Here is a 17,654-nt window from a genome sequence, read left to right as displayed (position 1 = left end):
TACTGATCCGGAAGGGAGTCCCGCATGTCCGATGCCGCGTCCGACGCCGCCCTGGAGGCGCTGGCGGCCGATGCCTACGTCTACGGCAGCCCGATCGTCCGCGACCTCACCACGGTCGGCGCCTTCGTGGCCCGCGGCATGGGCGGTGGCCTGCCGCCCACTCCCTTCAACCACTTCGCGCACGCCAGGGAACCGGCCACGCCCCGGACGGAGTTCCCCTCGGTCAACAGCGACACCCTGTACTCCTTCGCCCAGCTCGACCTCTCCGGCGGGCCGATCCTGCTGCACGTCCCGGACAGCCGGGGCAGCTACTACGTGCTCCAGTTCGTGGACGCCTGGACCAACAACTTCGCCTACCTGGGCCGCCGTTCCACCGGCACCGCCGAGCAGACCTGGCTGATCACCCCACCGCACTGGCACGGCACACCGTCCGAGGACGTCCAGGTGATCGTCTCGCCGACCGTCGTCGCCACCATCGTCGGCCGCTACGCCTGCGGCGGCCCGGCCGACCTCCCCCGGGTCCTCGACCTCCAGCGGCACCTCGCCCTCACCCCGCTGGAGCCCGGCGGGGTGTACGCCGGGATCCCTGCGCCCGATCCGGCGGTGCCCGGGGAACTGGGCTTCCTGGAGCGGCTCCGGCAGTGGATGGCCGCCTTCCCGCCCGCCGAGCCGGACCTGGCCTACCAGCAGCGCTTCGCACCGCTCGGCCTGCTGGACGCCGGCCCCTCCCCGTTCTCGGCCGCCGACCCCGCCTTCGCCCAGGCCCTCGCCAGGGGCCTGGCGGCCGGACGGCAGCGGGTCGAGGCGGTGACCCGGCCGACCGAGGACCGCCCCGCCGGGGAGTGGGCCGTCAGCCTCCACCTGTACGACTACAACCTCGACCACTTCGGCCCCGGTACGGTCGCGTCCCGCGAGTGGCGCGCCGCCGACCGCCGGGCCGCCTATCTCATCCGGGCGGCCGCCGCGCACACCGGCCTCTGGGGCAACCACGCGTACGAGGCCACCTACGCCACCACCCATGACGACGCCGCGGGAAAGCCGCTCACCGGCGCGCACTCGTACACCCTGCGCCTGGACGACCCGCCGCCGGTCGACGCCTTCTGGTCGCTCACCGTCTACGAGCTGCCCGACCGCCGCCTGACCGAGAACCCGATCGGCCGCTACTCGATCGGCGACCGCACCCAGGGACTGGCGTACGGGGAGGACGGTTCGCTCACCCTGGTCCTGCAGCACGAGCGGCCCGCCGAACCGGCCGAGACGGCGAACTGGCTGCCGACCCCGGCCGGCGAGTTCCGGCCGATCCTGCGGATGTACCAGCCCAGGGCCGCGGTGCTGGACGGCTCGTACCGGCTGCCGCCGCTCGAACCGCGCTGAGCCGGGGCCGCAGGCGCGTCCGCCGCCGTGGCGGCCTGCCGGCCGCCGGGGAGAAACCGGCCGCCCGGGAGAGGAGGACTGCTGTGGGCGACGCGATCGGACCGATGCTGGCCTCGGCGGCCGGCATCGCGATCGGCCCGGTGCCGCTGGTGGCGACGGTCCTACTGCTGGCCACTGCGCGCGGGCGGGTGAAGGGTGCCGTGTTCGCGCTCGGATGGGCGGCGACCCTGGCGGCGGTGACCACGGCGGTCGTGGTCCTCGTGGGGGTCTCGTGGACGGGCCCGCGAGGGGGAGCGGCCGGCCACGGGGCGGGAGCCTCCTGGCCGTGGTGGGTGCGGCTGGCCGTGGGGCTGCTGCTCCTGCTCCTCGGCGCCGGGCGGTGGCGGGAGCGCCCGCGGGAGGGCCATGTGCACCGTCCGCCGCGCTGGATGTCCTCCGTCGACCGCCTCACCCCCGGCCGGTCGGCAGCCTTGGCCGTCTCCCTGGTCGCCTCCGATCCGAAGAATCCGCTGGTGGCGGTCGGCGGCGCCGTCGCCATCGCGACCAGCGGCGGCGACGCGGGGAACAGGGCACTGGCCCTGGCGCTGATGGTGCTGCTGGCGTCGCTGTGCGTCCTGGTGCCGCTCGCCGTCCGGCTGGCCGGCGGGGAGGGGGCCGACCGGGAGCTGGGCGAGTGGAAGGCCTGGATGTCCACCCACAACGCGGCGATCGCCACCGTGCTGCCGGTGGTGCTGGGGGCGGACAACGTCGGTGCCGCCCTCTCCGGGCTGACGGCCTGATCCCGCGGTCGTGGACCGGACCGGGCCCCTTCACATCACCCGGCCGGGCGGATGTCTGCGCGCCCGCCGGGGCGGGTCGCGTGCACGACCGCCCGGGCGGGGACGGCCCCGTCGGGGCGGCCGGTCCGCACCTCCGGCGGCCGGCGGCCCCGGTTGTCGTACCCAGCCGATACGGTTGGCGGCATGGCTGCCCGCACCAAGACCACCGCCAAGCCGCGCCCGGCGTACCGCTGCACCGAGTGCGGCAACCAGCTGCCCAAGTGGGTCGGCCGCTGCCCCGAGTGCAATGCCTGGGGCACCGTCGAGGAGTACGGCGCGGTGCCTATCCGCACCACGGCCGCCGGGCCGGTCAGCTCGCCCGCCAAGCCGATCGCGCAGGTGGACGGCCAGGTGGCGACCGCCCGTACCACCGGTGTGCCCGAGCTGGACCGGGTGCTCGGCGGCGGGATCGTCCCCGGCGCGGTGGTGCTGCTCGCGGGTGAGCCCGGTGTCGGCAAGTCCACCCTGCTGCTGGATGTCGCGGCGAAGGCCGCCAGCGACCGGCACCGCACCCTGTACGTGACCGGTGAGGAGTCGGCCGGCCAGGTCAGGCTGCGCGCCGACCGGATCAAGGCGCTCTCCGACCACCTCTACCTGGCCGCCGAGTCCGACCTCGGCGCGGTCCTCGGCCACATCGAGGCGGTCAACCCGGGCCTGCTGATCCTGGACTCGGTGCAGACCATCGCCTCCGCCGAGCTGGACGGCGCCCCCGGCGGCCCCGCCCAGGTCCGCGAGGTGGCGAACGCGCTGATCCGCGCCTCCAAGGAGCGCGGCATGGCCTCCCTGCTGGTCGGCCATGTGACCAAGGACGGCCAGATCGCCGGCCCCCGGCTGCTGGAGCACCTGGTGGACGTGGTGCTGAGCTTCGAGGGGGACAGGCACGCCCGGCTGCGCATCATCCGAGGGGTCAAGAACCGCTACGGCGCCACCGACGAGGTCGGCTGCTTCGAGCTGCACGACGAGGGCATCGAGGGCTTGGTCGACCCTTCGGGCCTGTTCCTGACGCGCCGAGACAAGCCCGTTCCCGGTACCTGCCTGACCGTCACCCTGGAGGGCCGCCGCCCGTTGGTCGCCGAGGTGCAGGCGCTGATGGTGGACTCGCAGATCCCCTCCCCGCGCCGGACGACCTCCGGTCTGGAGTCCCCCCGGATCGCGATGATCCTGGCCGTGGTCGAGCGGCACGGTGGCGTGAAGCTAGGCAAGCAGGACATCTACACGGCGACGGTCGGCGGTGTGAAGCTCACCGAGCCCTCCGCAGACCTGGCGATCGCGCTCGCGGTGGCCAGCTCCTCCTCCGACACCCCGCTGCCGAGCAACCTGGTGGCGATCGGGGAGGTCGGCCTGGCCGGCGAGGTCCGCCGGGTCACGGGCGTGCAGCGGCGGCTCGCCGAGGCGCACCGGCTGGGCTTCACCCACGCGTTGGTCCCGCCGGACCCGGGCAAGGTGCCGCCGGGTATGAAGGTGGTCGAGGTCTCCGACATCGGCGAGGCGCTGCGGGCCATCCCCGGTCGCCGCCGGCCCGCCAGGCCGAAGGCGGAGGGCGACAACAAGCCTGCACCGCAAGGGCGTTCGGTCTCCCGTCCGGTCCCCGCGCCGGCCGTGGCCGCCTACCCGGACGAGCTGATGGCCGGGTGGGAGCCGGTGGACTCCGACGAACTGGCCTGACCCCGGCCCCGATATTGCCGTGCACAGTTAGACTCTGAGCTGTCCAATTGGCATCAAGTGCAGTAATTGAGCAGCGACAGACCGTCGGGCGCCACGCCACACGGTCCGGGGCGACCGGAGGAGTCACGTGGCAGCCAGCGACCGGGTGGACAGGTCCTCCCGCGAAGACGCCCTGCTGCGGGCCTCCCTTCAGGCCATCGCCCCCGGCACCCCGCTGCGGGACGGCCTGGAGCGGGTGCTTCGCGCCAACACCGGCGGCCTGGTGGTGCTGGGCTTCGACCGCACCGTCGAGTCGCTCTGCACCGGCGGCTTCGTGCTGGACGTCGAGTTCTCCGCGACCAGGCTGCGCGAGCTGTGCAAGCTGGACGGCGCGGTGGTGCTCGACAAGGACATCACCAAGATCGTCCGAGCCGGTGTGCACCTGATGCCGGACTCCACCCTCCCCACCGACGAGACCGGCACCCGCCACCGCACCGCCGAGCGGGTCAACCGTCAGACCGGGTTCCCGGTGGTCGCCGTCTCGCACTCGATGCGCCTGATCGCGATGTACGTCAACGGCACCCGCCGGGTGCTGGAGGACTCCACCACCGTGCTCTCCCGGGCCAACCAGGCGCTGGCCACCCTGGAGCGCTACAAGCTGCGCCTGGACGAGGTCGCGGGCACCCTCTCCGCGCTGGAGATCGAGGACCTGGTCACCGTCCGGGACGTCGCCGCGGTGGTCCAGCGGCTGGAGATGGTCCGGCTGATCGCCGCCGAGATCGCCGGCTACGTCCTGGAGCTCGGTACGGACGGCCGGCTGCTCTCGCTCCAGCTGGACGAGCTGATCGCGGGCGTCGAGCCCGAGCGTGAGCTGGTCGCCCGGGACTACTTCCCCGAGCGGGCCGCCAAGAAGGGCCGTACCGTGCCCGAGGTGCTGGACGACCTGGAGGCCCTCACCCACGCCGAGCTGCTGGACCTGCAGACGGTCGCCAAGGCGCTGGGCTACTCGGGCTCGCCCGAGTCGCTGGACTCGGCGGTCTCGCCGCGCGGCTACCGGCTGCTGGCCAAGGTGCCGCGCCTGCCCAACACCGTGATCGAGCGGCTGGTCGAGCACTTCGGCGGGCTGCAGAAGCTGCTCGCCGCCAGCATCGATGACCTGCAGACCGTCGAGGGCGTCGGTGAGACCCGGGCCCGCTCGGTGCGCGAGGGGCTGTCGCGTCTCGCGGAGTCGTCCATCCTGGAGCGGTACGTCTGACGCCAACTGCCCTGCGCGCGCGGACGATGCCGCGCCGCCGCGGTCCTCTCCTGGCCCAACTGCCCTGCGCGGACGATGCGAGCGGGGCGGACGTGTGACAGCAAGCCGCCCGCCGCACGGGATCCCGTACGGCGGGCGGCTTGCTGTCGGCGGGGATCCGGGACGGCGGCCGAGCCGGGCTCAGCCGTCGAGGCGGATCGAGGTCCGGGCGGTGATCGGACCGCCGGTCGGGCCGGTCAGGGTCGCCTGCACCAGGTAGTTGCCCGGCTGGGCGGTCGAGCCGTCCGGGGTGGCGCACTGCGGCTTGCTGCGGCTGCGGTCCCAAGTGAACGTCTCGGTCAGGCCGTTGCCCGCGCTGATCTCAACCCAGGTGGCCTGCTTGTCGGTCGGGCAGTCGGCGGAGGACCAGATCCGCTCGTTGGCCGCCGAGGTCACCGCGATCGCGGACGCCGTCCGGCCCAGGTCCACCCGGCAGTTGGAGCCGGAGGTGTTGCGGACGGTCAGCGCGAGGCGCGGCTTGTCCTTGCTCTCGAAGGAGTTCTGGGTGCCGGCCAGCTCCAGGGTGACCTGTGAGGCGCTGCAGACCGGGAGGGCCATCACCTCGGCCGTGTTCACCGGAGGCGGCGCGACGGCTCCGTTCGACCCGCCGCCGGCCGAGCCCCCCGAGGTGCCGCCCGATGCGCCGCCGGAACCCCCGGACGCGCCACCCGACGAGCCGGCCGAACTGCCGCCGCTGGCACCGCCGGTGAGGCTGACCTCGCCACCGCCGCCGCCCGAGACACCGCCACCGCCCGAACCGCCACTGCCGCCGGGGCGGGTGGTGATCGCGGGGCCGGTCGGCGAGGCGCCGGGGGTGATCGACTGGGCCGGCACGGGCTGGGCGGTCTTGCCGGTGGGTTTTCCGCCGTCGTCCTGAGCGGTCGTCAACCAGACGACGAGCGCGATCACGGCGAGCAGGACAGCGGACACGACGATGCGCCGCCGCCAGTAGATCGACGCGGGCAGCGGTCCGACGGGTTGACGAAGAGAGGGCACGCGCAAACTCTACGAGACTGGGTGTACCCATTGACGCACCAACACTGACCCTGCGTCGCTTCATTCACATCATCCGTCATTTGGCCCGGATGAGGGAAGAGGTGTAGGCCGTGTCGCCCACCGACGATCCGTCCCGTAGCCGACCGGGGGACGCCGACTGCTCCGGGCAGGCGACTGCTCCGTTGCTCCGCATGGGCGCGGGAAGCGGAGCGCGTCGGGTGGCGGCTGCGGCCGGCCGAGCTCGCGGACCGGGCCGGTCGCATCCGGGTAGCCCGGGGGTGCGGTGCGGTCCACCGACCGGAGGCGTGCGACTACGGCACTCTCCGCCGCACGGCGTTCCCCGTGCTTGCAGCGTTCCCCGCGCCCGGGGATGCGCCGCTTCCGCCCGGCGACCGGCGACGGTGGCAGGCGTGGGAGGATCGAAGGGCCATGGTTGCCATCACCTCCACTCCCGCCGCGCTGCTCCATTCGACCGTGCTCGACTGGTACGGGGCCAACGCCCGCGACCTCCCCTGGCGGGCGGCCGACGCCTCGCCGTGGGCGGTCATGGTGAGCGAGTTCATGCTCCAGCAGACTCCGGTCAAGCGGGTCCTGCCCGCGTACGCCGCCTGGCTGGAGCGCTGGCCCGCCCCGGCGGACCTGGCGGCCGACGCCCCGGGCGAAGCCGTCCGGATGTGGGGCCGGCTCGGCTACCCGCGTCGAGCCCTGCGGCTGCACGCCGCCGCCGTGGCGATCACCGAGCAGCACGGCGGTGAGGTGCCGGACGACCATGCGGCACTGCTCGCGCTGCCCGGCGTCGGGGAGTACACGGCCGCCGCCGTCGCGTCGTTCGCCTTTCGGCAGCGGCACGTGGTGCTGGACACCAACGTTCGCCGGGTCTTCGCCCGTGCCGTGACCGGCGTGGAGTACCCGGCCCAGGCGACCACCGCCGCCGAACGCCGCACCGCCACCGAGTACCTGCCCGCCACCGCCGAGACCGCGGCCGCCTGGGCGGTCGGCGTGATGGAGCTCGGCGCGCTGGTCTGCACCGCTCGCAGCCCGGAGTGCGGGGCCTGTCCGCTGCTGCGCCACTGCGCTTGGCAGCGGGCCGGACGCCCGCCGTACGAGGGCCCGGCGCGGCGCGGCCAGTCGTACGAGGGCACGGACCGGCAGGTGCGCGGAAAGCTGCTGGCGGTGCTGAGGGAGGCGCACGGCGAGGTGCCGCAGGAGCGGCTGGACGCGGTGTGGCACGAGCCCGTGCAGCGGGCGCGGGCGCTGGACGGGCTGGTCGCGGACGGCCTGGTGGAGCCCGTCGCCCCGGGCGTGTACCGACTTCCCCGCTGACGACGAGGCGGCCCGAGGCGGATCCTTCATCCGTCTCGGGCCGCCGTTGCGGTCGATCAGCGCACGAACTTGGAGAATTCCTCGAAGCTGATCTGTTCGTCGCTGTTCTCGTCGGCGTAGTCGAGAGCCGCGCGTGCGTTGGCGTCGCTGACCTTGGGGTTCTTCTGTAGGTACGCCTTGAACTCATCGGCGGCGATGTAGCCGTCGTGATCGGTGTCGATCTCGTCGAACTGGCGCCGGAGGCTGTCCTTGCTGCTCATTCCCACTCCTGTGTCGGTGCGAATCTGGCGTTCCGAAGCTTAGGACGGAGAAGGCGGAGAACTGCGGGATAGAAATGCCGAACGGCCCTGTTGTGCCAATCGCACAACAGGGCCGTTCGGGCGGTGTCAGACCGCCGCCGCTTCGAGCGACTGCTCGCCCGAGGGCTTCCCGGCGCCGCGGAGCGGCACCTCGCGCAGGAAGAGCGAGGCCGCTACGGCGACGACGCTGATCAGCGCGCCCCACAGGAAGACGGTGTGCATGCCGTTGGAGACGGCGTGGTGGTACGCGTCCTGGACCGTGGGGTCCTGGTGGCGCAGGGCCTCCGGGCTCATCTGGGTGAGCTTGCCGCCCGAGCCCATGGCCGCGGCCTTGCCGTGGAGGAGATCCTTCATGGTCGCGGTGACCCGGCTGTTGAAGAGCGCGCCGAACAGGGCGACACCGAAGGAACCGCCGATGGTCCGGAACAGGGTGGCCGTGGAGCTGGCCACGCCCATGTCCTTGAGCTCCACGCTGTTCTGCGCGACCAGCATGGTGATCTGCATCAGGAAGCCCATGCCGGCGCCGAGCACCACCATGTAGCAGGAGGAGGCGAACCGGCTGGTGTCGGTGGAGAGGGTGGAGAGCAGCAGCGAGCCGCCGACCATCACGGCGGTGCCGATGATCGGGAAGATCCGGTACTTGCCGGTCTTGGTGACCACCTGGCCGACCACCAGAGAGACCACCAGCATGCCGAACATCATCGGCATCAGCAGCAGCCCGGAGTTGGTCGCCGAGGCACCCTGGACGGTCTGCTGGTAGAGCGGCAGGAAGGTCACCGCGCCGAACATCGCGAAACCGACGATGAAGCCGATCAGCGAGACCATGGCGAAGTTCAGGTTGCGGAACAGGCCGAGCGGGAGCATCGGCTCCTCGACCCGCTGCTCGACGTAGCAGAAGGCGATCAGCGAGGCGACGGCGAGCGCGGCCAGGCCGAGGATCTGCTTGGAGCCCCAGGCGTACTGCTGGCCGCCCCAGGTGGTGATCAGGACCAGCGAGGTGATCCCGGCGGTGAGCAGGACCGCGCCGATGTAGTCGATCTTGGCGTTGGAGCGGACCTTGGGCAGCTTCAGGGTGACCACGATGAAGGCGAGCGCCACGATGCCCAGCGGCAGGTTGATGTAGAAGGTCCAGTGCCAGCTCAGGTGGTCGGTGATGAAACCGCCGACCAGCGGGCCGCCGATGGTGGCGAGGGCCATCACGGCGGCGAACATGCCCTGGTACTTGCCGCGGTCACGCGGCGGGACCAGCGCACCCATGATCGACATCACGCCGACCATCAGACCGCCGGCGCCCAGGCCCTGCACGGCGCGGAAGGCGATCAGCTGGGTCATGGACTGCGACAGGCCGGAGAGCGCCGAGCCGAGCAGGAAGATCACGATCGAGGTGAGGAAGGTGCCCTTGCGACCGTAGAGGTCGCCGAGCTTGCCCCAGATCGGAGTGGAGGCGGCGGTGGCCAGGGTGTACGCGGTGACCACCCAGGACAGGTGCTCGGCACCGCCCAGGTCGCCGACGATGGTGGGCATCGCGGTGCCGACGATCAGGTTGTCGAGCATGGCCAGCAGCATCGCGACCACCAGGCCGATCATCACCAGGCGGATCTCGCGCGGTGATCTCGGCGCGGGCTCGGCCGACCCCTCGGCGGTCGACGGGGTGGCCGCCGAAGCCTCGACCTGCTGTTGTGACATGGTGCGTCTCCCGGAAGCGCATCGGCCGGCCGCGGCCTTCGCACCCCTTGGCGGTGGGTCCTCGGCTCACTTACTTGTCGACCGGCTAGTTAATTATCAATTGGCACGGTAGGTTGTTTACTAGCCGGGCGTCAAGCCAGTTTCGGCGAGGCGGCCCTGGGCAGGGAGAATGCAGTCCGAGGCGCGCTCCGCAGCCGGCGCGCGTCCGCCCCACCACCGCAGTCACAAGGCAGGCCGACACGGCATGAGTACGACGCAGAGCCCCCGCACCGACACCCGGGCGCGGATCCTCGACGTGGCGCTGGAGCTCTTCTCGGAGCAGGGCTACGAGAAGACCTCGCTCCGTGAGATCGCCGACCGGCTCGGGGTCACCAAGGCCGCGCTCTACTACCACTTCAAGACCAAGGACGACATCGTCCACGGCATCGTGGAGAGCATGGCCGCGCCGATCGACGAGGTGATCGCCTGGGGGCAGGAGGAGGCGTGGTCGCCGCAGCTGCGGGACGAGCTCGTCCGCCGCTTCGCCGCGGGCATGGCCTCGCGGGCGCCGCTGCTGCGCTTCTTCCACGAGAACCAGCCCGCACTGCGGGAGTCCAAGGCCGGGCTGGAGTTCAAGGACCGGATGCTGGCGATGATCCGGCTGGTCCAGGGGCCTGACGCCGGCTTCCCAGACCGGCTGCGCGCCACCATGGCGCTCTTCACCATCAACTCCGCGTTCTTCCTGCTCAAGGAGTCCGTCAACGGCGGTGGACTGGAGTGCAGCGAGCCCAAGGTGTCCACCGTGGCCGAGGCGATGGAGGCGGCGCTGACGGTTGCGCTGGAGATCGCCGCCCGGATCGAGCCCGCGGACGCCTGACGCAACTGCGCCCCTTCCGCCCGGGGAGGCGGAAGGGGCGCAGTGCGGACGTGCGTCAGAAGTCGCTGACCCCGCGGGCCGAGAGGTAGGCGATCGGATCGATGACCGCCGCGTACCGGTTGGCGCTGCGGATCTCGAAGTGCAGGTGCGGCCCGGTGGAGTTGCCGGTGGTGCCCGAGCGGCCGATCTCCTGGCCCGCCGACACCGTCTGCCCGGCGCTGACCTCCAGCGAGGACATGTGCGCGTACTGGGCGAAGTGGCCGTCCGGCAGGCGCAGCACGACCTCCTTGCCGTACGCGCCGTCCCACTTCGCCGAGACCACGGTGGCGTGGCCGACCGAGAGCAGCGGGGTGCCGGAGTTCACCGCGAAGTCCACGCCGGTGTGGTAGCCGGCGGCGTACGCGCGGTTGGGCTTGCCGTACGGGTTGCTGATCAGCGCGCCCGGGACCGGGGCGGACCAGGCGGACCCGGGGGTGAGGACCGAGCCGGGCGCGGGCTGGGCGGCGGCCCCGGCCGCCGGTGCGGTGCCCGGCGCCAGGTTGGCGGCCACCGTGACGGACCTCTGCGAGTCGACCGAGCGCGGCAGTTGGTACGGGGTGGGCTGGGCCACCTGGACCAGGGCGGGCTGGTGGAACGGCGTGGAGACCGAGGTGAAGGCCGAGTCGCCCGGGGTGGTGGGGTGCACGGTGTGCGCCGAGGCGTAGCTGGGCAGCAGCAGGGCGCCGAAGGCCACCACCAGGGTGCCGCTCCAGGCGGTCGTCGTCCGGTTCTGCTGCACCCACCGGACGGCCGGGCGGAGCCGGTCCGGCGTACGGGCATCGGCGGCCCGGTAGAGCCTGCGGGCACCGGTCACGGTGCCGGCCCGTCCGGACTCCGCCGCCCTCGCGAGCCGGGCCGCGACGATCGCGGCGCCGGTGCGGCCGGTGCCGATCGCGTCGGCGAGCTTGCGGGCGCCGACCGTCGCGGTGGCACTCCCGGTGCTGATCGCTTCGGCAAGCAGACGGCGGGCGGTGTGGCGGGAAGGCATCGGGTCGTGGCACCTCGGGGACGGGAACGCCCGGCGCAGGGCCGCTGAGGGCATGCCGGGCTTGGGACAGACCGATCTAAGCCGCCACCAGGGCCGGTGCCCAAACCCGTCCGCTACTACGGCTGGTAGTCCCGGCGGTCCGTGATCTTCGATCCCCAGATGTGGCGATCTTTCGAGTGGATCATCCCTTTTATCCCTTTCTTGCCTGCCACTGCCTGGTCCGCGGCGGTGGCGGGAAGACCCCGGCCGGCTCCGCCGCGGCCGTGATCCACCCGGCGGCCGACGGCTACTACTAGGCCTCGTACCGGAGTCGGGCACTGTGACAATCGCCACGAACGGCGTCCGGCGGGCGGTCGGCTACCCGGCCCTGCCAGGACGGAATCGTGAGCCGGGGCACAGCTGCGCCGCCCGGCCCGCTGTCCCCGCTCGCCAGGCCGTGCCACCCTGTCCGCACCACGGCAGCACCCGTCCTGTTCCGAGCACCTCTTTCCTCACCGGAGGACCTCCCATGGCGGCACCGCGGCTCAAACCCGGCACGTCCTGGAACGAGACCTACGCCCGCTGCGTACGGGCCGCGCCGGAGGCATTCGCGCCCGACCGGCTACTCAACCTGGTACGCGGCGAGTGGCGCGCCGTCGGTACCCCCGGCGAGCACAGCACACCGCTGGACGGCACCCCGATACCGGGACCGCCCCGGGTCGGCATCGAGGAGGCGCGGCGCGCGGTCGCCTTCGCCATCGACCGGCACGCGGCCTGGGCGAAGGTCCCGCTGGACGAGCGCAAGGCCAGGGTCGCCGCCGCCGTCGAGGGCCTCGCCGGGCAGCGCGACCTGCTGGCCCTGCTGCTGGTCTGGGAGATCGGCAAGCCCTGGCGGCTGGCCTGCGCCGACGTCGATCGGGCGTTGGACGGTGTCCGCTGGTATCTCGACAACATCGACCGCCAGATGGCCGGGCGCACCCCGCTGCCAGGTCCGGTCTCCAACATCGCCAGTTGGAACTACCCGATGAGCGTCCAGGTGCACGCCGAACTGGTCCAGCTGCTGACCGGGAACGCGGTGGTCGCCAAGACCCCGTCGCAGGGCGGCTTCCACTGCCTCACGCTCGCCCACGCGGTCATGCACCGGGCGGGACTTCCGGTCACCCTGCTCTCCGGGATGGGCGGGCAGATCGCCGACGCGCTGATCCGGGCCGAGGGGCTGGGCGCGCTGGCCTTCGTCGGCGGCCGGGCCAACGGCCGCAAGGCCGCCACCGCGCTCGCCGACCTGGGCCGGCGGCACTTCCTGGAGCAGGAGGGCCTCAACACCTGGGGCGTGTGGGACTTCACCGACTGGCCGACGCTCGCGGCGCACCTGCGCAAGGGCTTCGAGTACGCCAAGCAGCGCTGCACGGCCTACCCCCGTTACGTCGTGCAGCGCCGGCTCTTCCCGGCCTTCCTGGAGGCCTACCTCGGTGTGCTCGCCGACCTGCGGTTCGGGCATCCGCTGGCGGTCGCCGCCCCGGAGGACCCGCTGCCCGAGCTGGACTTCGGGCCGGTCATCCATGCCGCCAAGGCGGCCGAGCTCCGCAGCCGGTTCGACGCCGCGGTGGCCGGCCGGGCCGTCCCGCTCCATCGGGGAAGCCTGGAGGCGGGCGTCTTCCTCGACGGGCAGTGCACCGACGCCTACCTGGCGCCCGCCGCCCTGCTCGATCCGCCCGCCAACTGGGCGCTGCACCACTTCGAGCCCTTCGGCCCGCTGGACTCCGTCGTCCTGGTCGACACCGAGGCCGAGCTGCTCGCCGCGATGAACGCGGGCAACGGCTCCCTGGTCGCCTCGCTCGCCACCGACGACCTGGCCTTCGCCGACCGGCTCGCCCCCGACCTGCTCGCGTTCAAGGTCGGGATCAACCGGCCGCGCAGCCGGGGGGACCGTGAGGAGGTGTTCGGAGGGTTCGGCGCCTCCTGGAAGGGCGCCTTCGTCGGCGGCGACCTCCTGGTCCGGGCCGTCACCTACGGCCCCGAGGGCGCCGACGAGAAGCTCTACGGCAACTTCCCGACGTACTCGCTCTATCCGCCTCGCTGATGCCGGGCCGGCGGTTCCCGCGGTACGGGAACCGGGGGCACGGCGCACCCGGGGGGATCTCCGGGACGCCCCCGTTTCCGCCGGGGGATTCCCTCAACTGATGTGTGTCCGAGGCATGTTGCGCCGACGCGGGATCGGGGATCATCGGCGGATGGGTTACCAACCTGACACCGGCTCCGCCGACATCCCGCGCGAGCGCCGGTTCGCCGCGTTCCGCCGTAGCGAGCGCCTCCTCTCGGGCGTCCGCCCGACGAGCATCCACGACCGGCTGACCGAACTGTCCGCGCTGCACGAGCCGTCCACCGACGGCGTCGCGGCGTACGACCTCGACCAGCGGCCCGACTTTTACGGCGACGGCATAGCCCGGACGCTCGAGGTCCGGGTCGCCGGCCTGCTGGGCAAGCCCGACGCGGTCTTCTTCCCGACCGGGACGATGGCCCAGCAGGCCGCCCTGCGGATCTGGGCCGAACGCAGCGGAAACCGTACGGTGGCCATGCACCCGCTCGCCCACCCCGAGGTGCACGAGCGCCGTGCGTACGCCCGGCTCAGCGGCCTGGACGCGGTCTGGCCGACCGCCGCCCCCAGGCTTCCCACGGCCGGCGAACTCCGATGCCTGGGTGAGCACTTCGGCAGCCTGATGATCGAACTCCCGCTCCGGGAAGCCGGATTCCTCCTGCCGACCTGGACGGAGCTGGTCGAGCTGGTCGGTGCCGCCCGGGAGCGCGGTGCCGCCGTCCACCTCGACGGCGCCCGGCTCTGGGAGTCCACCCGGCACTTCGACCGGACCCTGCCCGAGATCACCGCCGTGGCGGACTCGGTGTACGTCTCCTTCTACAAGACCCTCGGCGGCATCAGCGGCGGCGCGCTCGCCGGATCCGGGGACTTCGTCCGCGAGGCCCGCGCCTGGCGGCACCGCTACGGCGGCCAGCTCTACCAGCAGTGGCCCGCCGTGCTCTCGGCGCTGGCCGGCCTGGACCGCGAACTCCCGCGCCTGGACGAGTACGTGGCCCACGCCAGGACGGTCGCCGCCGCACTGGCCCGGGTGCCGGGCGCACGGGTCTTCCCCGAGCCGCCGCACACCCACCAGTTCCAGCTCTGGCTCCCGTACCCTGCCAAGGCCCTGGACGAGGCCGGCCTCCGCCTCGCCGAGGAGAGGGGCATCGCCCTCTTCTGGGGCTGGCTCGAACCCGGCGAACCGGGCCTGGCAGGCCACTCGGTGACCGAGGTGACGGTGGCTGCCGAAGCCCTCACCTGGACGCCCGAGGAGATCTCCGAGGCCATGGTGGCCTTCCTCGCCCTGCTCCAGTCCTGACTCCGGTGCGCGGGGAGCGGATGCCGCCCGTTCCACGGCCCGAGCTGACGTCCGATCGGATCAGGCTCCACGGGAGACCGCGGCTTCGGTTCCGCCGGGCCAAGTGCGGGAGATCCTCGCCAGTCGCCATGGCGGACCGGCTGCCGGGAAGCGGCAAGGGCCCCGGCGGATCGCTCCACCGGGGCCCGGACTGCCTACCGCTCAGGTCACTTGACCGGGCGGACGGCGATCACGGTCTCCAGCTTGTTGAGGCTCTGGTAGATGACCGAGATGCTGGTGTGGGTGTCGGGAACCTTGACGCTGCTGGTGGGCGTCGCGGCGTCCCAGTAGCTGGTGGTGTGGTCGTTGAAGGTGCGGACGGCCTTCGACGACGGGATGGTGGTGAGGACGTCGGCCTTGTGGAGCTTGAGGCCGTCGGTGTTCTCCAGTCCGAAGGTGGAGTCGTAGCCCTGCACGCGGTTGCGCATGTACTTGCCGTCGGACCACTTCAGCGGGGCCGGGTGGGCGTCGACCGGCAGGATCAGGCCGGTGCCCGGGTGGGCGCTGGTGTTGTTGTCCGCCTGCGAGGTGTCCCAGAGCCAGATCAGCACGCCGTTCTGGTTGGCGTAGTGCTCGACCCGGTTGGGCTGGGCGGCCGAACCGAAGTTGTACGGGCCGACCTTGAGGGTCGCGTCGTACGAGACGTACTGGCGGTTCTCGACCAAGTAGTACTGGTCGTAGTCCTTGGAGAACTTGCCCGAGATGCGGGAGAAGCCCGTCGCGGTCCAGCCGTTGTCACCGTTCTCGGCGTCATCGGAGAAGACGGCCTTGCCGTCCGCGGCGACGGCGATGTTGTCGAGGGCGAGGCCCTTGAGGTGCAGGCCGCCGTCGGTGGTGTTGCGGAAGCGGATCTTGACGGCCTTGCCGGCGTAGGCGTCCAGCGGGAAGACCAGGTCGCCCCACTTGTTGCCGGAGTTGCCGGTCAGGCCGGCCGCGCCCGCGCTGTTCTTCGGGATGGCCTTGCCGTCGAAGGTCCCGTCCAGGGCCTTCCAGTTGGCGCCGCCGTCGGTGGAGACCTCGGCGTAGGCGTAGTCGAAGTCCTGCTCCAGGTCGTACCAGCCCTTGGCACTCAGGCTGGCGGAGGTCTTGCCGGTGAGGTCGAGGTCGCGGGCCAGCGTGACGTTGAGGTTGTCGGCGCTGCCGCTCCACCACTCGCCGTTGCCCGCGTACGGGGTGTTGATCTCGGTGGTGACCGTCTTCTTCGGCAGGTTGACGACCACGGCCTGCGGGCGGGCGGTGTTGAACTCCACCGGGCCGAGCAGGTGGACCGAGTCCTGACCGGCCTTGGCCTTGTCGTACTTCAGCCAGCCGAGCTGGAGCTTGCTCCAGACGTCCAGGTCGTCCGGACGGTCACCGATCTCGTTGCGGCCGGTGCCCAGCCACGAGCCGGAGGACATCAGCGACCAGAAGCCGACCGAGTTGTCGTCTCCGGAGCCGGAGGTGTCGTAGAGGTCCGGCAGGCCGAGGTCGTGGCCGTACTCGTGGGCGAAGACACCGAGCCCGCCGTTCTCCGGCTGCATGGTGTAGTCGCCGATCCAGATGCCGCTGTCGCCGATCTGGACGCCGCCGAGCTTGTTGTTGTCCGGGCCGGCCTGGCCGGTCAGGTTGCCGTACACGTAGGAGCGGTGGGCCCAGAGCGCGTCGGTGCCCTGCTTGCCACCGCCGGCGGACTCGTCCTCACCGGCGTGCACGATCTGGAAGTGGTCGATGTACCCGTCGGGCTGGTTGAAGTTCCCGTCGTGGTGGGAACCGTAGCGGTCCCACTTGTCGTACTCGGCCAGGGTGGCCTTGATCTGGGCGTCCGTCTGGCCCTTGGCCTTCTGGTCCTTGTACCAGATGTCGACGGCGTCGCGGATCAGGTCCTGGGCGTTGGAGCAGATGTGCTGGCCGCAGAAGTTGGAGCCGTACCGGGCCTCGTTCCACGGTACCCGGACCCAGTCGGAGACCACGCCGTCGACCGAGTAGCGGCCGGAGGACTGCCGCTCGTAGTAGGTCTTCAGCGAGGGCTTGTCCTTGCCGAAGTAGAGGTCCTGGTAGTGGGCCTGGTTGTAATCGGCCTGCCAGGCGGTCGAGTTGTTGGTCTTCCGGTCCGGCTGCTCGATCTGGTTGTGCTGCGGGCCGGGGGTGCCGCCGTACTTGACCTTGCCGTCCGGCGTTTTGGTGGTGTTGTCCACCTGGTCACCGAAGTCGACCAGGATGGTGAAGATCTTGTCCGTGCGCTGCCGGGCGAGCTCGACGTACTTGTCGCGGCCCAGCTTGATGCTGGTGCTGCTGCCGTGCTGCTCGATCTTGGCGGTGCCGGCCAGCAGCTGTTCGGTGGCGGCCTTCTGCTCGGCCTTGACCTTCTCGGTGAGCGGGCCCGGCAGGTCGTGGACGACCTTGGCGGCCTGGGACAGGGCGGCGTCGGCCGGGTCCCGGGTGATGGAGACCGGTGCGGCCGCGGCCGTTCCGGGCAGCAGCCCGGCGCCGAGCGCAGCGGTGACCGCCACGGCAGCGGCGGCCGCGGCGGTCCTCGTGGATATCTTCAAGTTGTGACGTCCTCCCCATGCCGGCACAGCTGTTGGCCTGCCGGTGTGCCAATGAAAGACAGGTGGAGGACATTTGACCGAAGGATGGGGTAATAAAGATAGTCCTTGACCATGACATGGTCACGGCGCTATCCTCCGCCGACCCTCAGTCAGCTGACCCTCGGTCAAGTTGGCCGCTGTCCAGGGCGGGAGGGCCTCCATCGCATCCGAACTTGTCTGGGAACCCCCCGAACGGCGGGAATCGCCGTGCGGTATGTCACAGGGTGGGTAAAGGTCGCGGACGTACTTCGGCAACACTGCTTCAACGAGACGTTGCGGGCGGCGCGGCCGATGGTCTGGATCAGCGAGGTGCCGGAGCGCAGGAAGCCCTCCTTGTCCGCGTCCAGGATCGCCACCAGG

At 71.7% G+C, this 17,654-nt stretch carries 13 protein-coding genes; 8 read left to right on the top strand and 5 right to left on the bottom strand.

Going from position 1 to position 17,654, the window contains the following annotated elements; all coding sequences use genetic code 11:
• The first annotated feature begins 24 nt into the window (after positions 1-24).
• The 4 genes from ACWDAK_RS30440 to disA all read left to right on the top strand — a co-directional run bounded on the left by ACWDAK_RS30440 (position 25) and on the right by disA (position 5,091).
• Positions 25-1,374 carry a DUF1254 domain-containing protein gene (locus ACWDAK_RS30440; protein WP_427394224.1) on the top strand — a complete coding sequence of 450 codons (1,350 nt, stop codon included), beginning with the start codon at positions 25-27 and terminating at the stop codon, positions 1,372-1,374.
• 83 nt (positions 1,375-1,457) lie between these two features.
• Positions 1,458-2,153, top strand: coding sequence for a GAP family protein (locus tag ACWDAK_RS30435; protein WP_344634971.1), 696 nt, complete (start codon positions 1,458-1,460; stop codon positions 2,151-2,153).
• Positions 2,154-2,336: 183 nt separating this feature from the next.
• Positions 2,337-3,857 carry a DNA repair protein RadA gene (gene radA, locus ACWDAK_RS30430; protein WP_427394225.1) on the top strand — a complete coding sequence of 507 codons (1,521 nt, stop codon included), beginning with the start codon at positions 2,337-2,339 and terminating at the stop codon, positions 3,855-3,857.
• Positions 3,858-3,984: 127 nt separating this feature from the next.
• Positions 3,985-5,091 (top strand): DNA integrity scanning diadenylate cyclase DisA, encoded by a 1,107-nt coding sequence (disA, locus tag ACWDAK_RS30425; protein ID WP_344634969.1) that lies wholly within the window; start codon positions 3,985-3,987, stop codon positions 5,089-5,091.
• A gap of 180 nt (positions 5,092-5,271) precedes the next feature.
• Here disA and ACWDAK_RS30420 read toward each other — a convergent pair whose 3' ends face one another.
• On the bottom strand, positions 5,272-6,126 hold the full coding sequence (locus tag ACWDAK_RS30420) for a hypothetical protein (RefSeq protein ID WP_344634968.1): 855 nt from the start codon (positions 6,124-6,126) through the stop codon (positions 5,272-5,274).
• Between the two features lie 429 nt (positions 6,127-6,555).
• Here ACWDAK_RS30420 and ACWDAK_RS30415 point away from each other — a divergent pair, with 429 nt between their 5' ends.
• Positions 6,556-7,449 carry an HhH-GPD family protein gene (locus ACWDAK_RS30415; RefSeq protein WP_427394226.1) on the top strand — a complete coding sequence of 298 codons (894 nt, stop codon included), beginning with the start codon at positions 6,556-6,558 and terminating at the stop codon, positions 7,447-7,449.
• 56 nt (positions 7,450-7,505) lie between these two features.
• Here the strand turns inward: ACWDAK_RS30415 and ACWDAK_RS30410 are convergent, their stop codons facing one another.
• Together ACWDAK_RS30410 and ACWDAK_RS30405 are read right to left on the bottom strand one after the other, a co-directional pair.
• The gene (locus ACWDAK_RS30410; protein ID WP_344634966.1) at positions 7,506-7,709 is read right to left on the bottom strand and encodes an EF-hand domain-containing protein; all 204 of its coding nucleotides are present in this window, start codon (positions 7,707-7,709) and stop codon (positions 7,506-7,508) included.
• A 126-nt stretch (positions 7,710-7,835) separates the two neighbouring features.
• Positions 7,836-9,434: an MDR family MFS transporter gene (locus ACWDAK_RS30405; RefSeq protein ID WP_344634965.1), complete on the bottom strand. Its 1,599-nt coding sequence runs from the start codon at positions 9,432-9,434 to the stop codon at positions 7,836-7,838.
• 244 nt (positions 9,435-9,678) lie between these two features.
• Here ACWDAK_RS30405 and ACWDAK_RS30400 point away from each other — a divergent pair, with 244 nt between their 5' ends.
• A complete protein-coding gene (locus ACWDAK_RS30400; protein WP_344634964.1) occupies positions 9,679-10,290 on the top strand; it encodes a TetR/AcrR family transcriptional regulator in 612 nt (203 codons plus the stop codon).
• 55 nt (positions 10,291-10,345) lie between these two features.
• Here the strand turns inward: ACWDAK_RS30400 and ACWDAK_RS30395 are convergent, their stop codons facing one another.
• Positions 10,346-11,317 (bottom strand): M23 family metallopeptidase, encoded by a 972-nt coding sequence (locus tag ACWDAK_RS30395; protein WP_427394227.1) that lies wholly within the window; start codon positions 11,315-11,317, stop codon positions 10,346-10,348.
• 508 nt (positions 11,318-11,825) lie between these two features.
• Here ACWDAK_RS30395 and ACWDAK_RS30390 point away from each other — a divergent pair.
• Positions 11,826-13,376, top strand: a complete 1,551-nt coding sequence (locus ACWDAK_RS30390; RefSeq protein WP_427394228.1) for an aldehyde dehydrogenase family protein — start codon at positions 11,826-11,828, stop codon at positions 13,374-13,376.
• Between the two features lie 151 nt (positions 13,377-13,527).
• The gene (locus ACWDAK_RS30385; RefSeq protein ID WP_344634961.1) at positions 13,528-14,688 is read left to right on the top strand and encodes a threonine aldolase family protein; all 1,161 of its coding nucleotides are present in this window, start codon (positions 13,528-13,530) and stop codon (positions 14,686-14,688) included.
• Positions 14,689-14,894: 206 nt separating this feature from the next.
• Here the strand turns inward: ACWDAK_RS30385 and ACWDAK_RS30380 are convergent, their stop codons facing one another.
• Entirely contained in the window at positions 14,895-17,255 is a 2,361-nt protein-coding gene (locus ACWDAK_RS30380) for an immune inhibitor A domain-containing protein (protein WP_425557534.1), read from the bottom strand.
• Between the last annotated feature and the right edge of the window lie 399 nt (positions 17,256-17,654).

It is taken from the genome of Kitasatospora sp. NPDC001175, assembly GCF_053598215.1.
The sequence above is the reverse complement of the archived record's forward strand: the minus strand, read 5'-3'. Positions and strand labels throughout refer to the sequence as shown.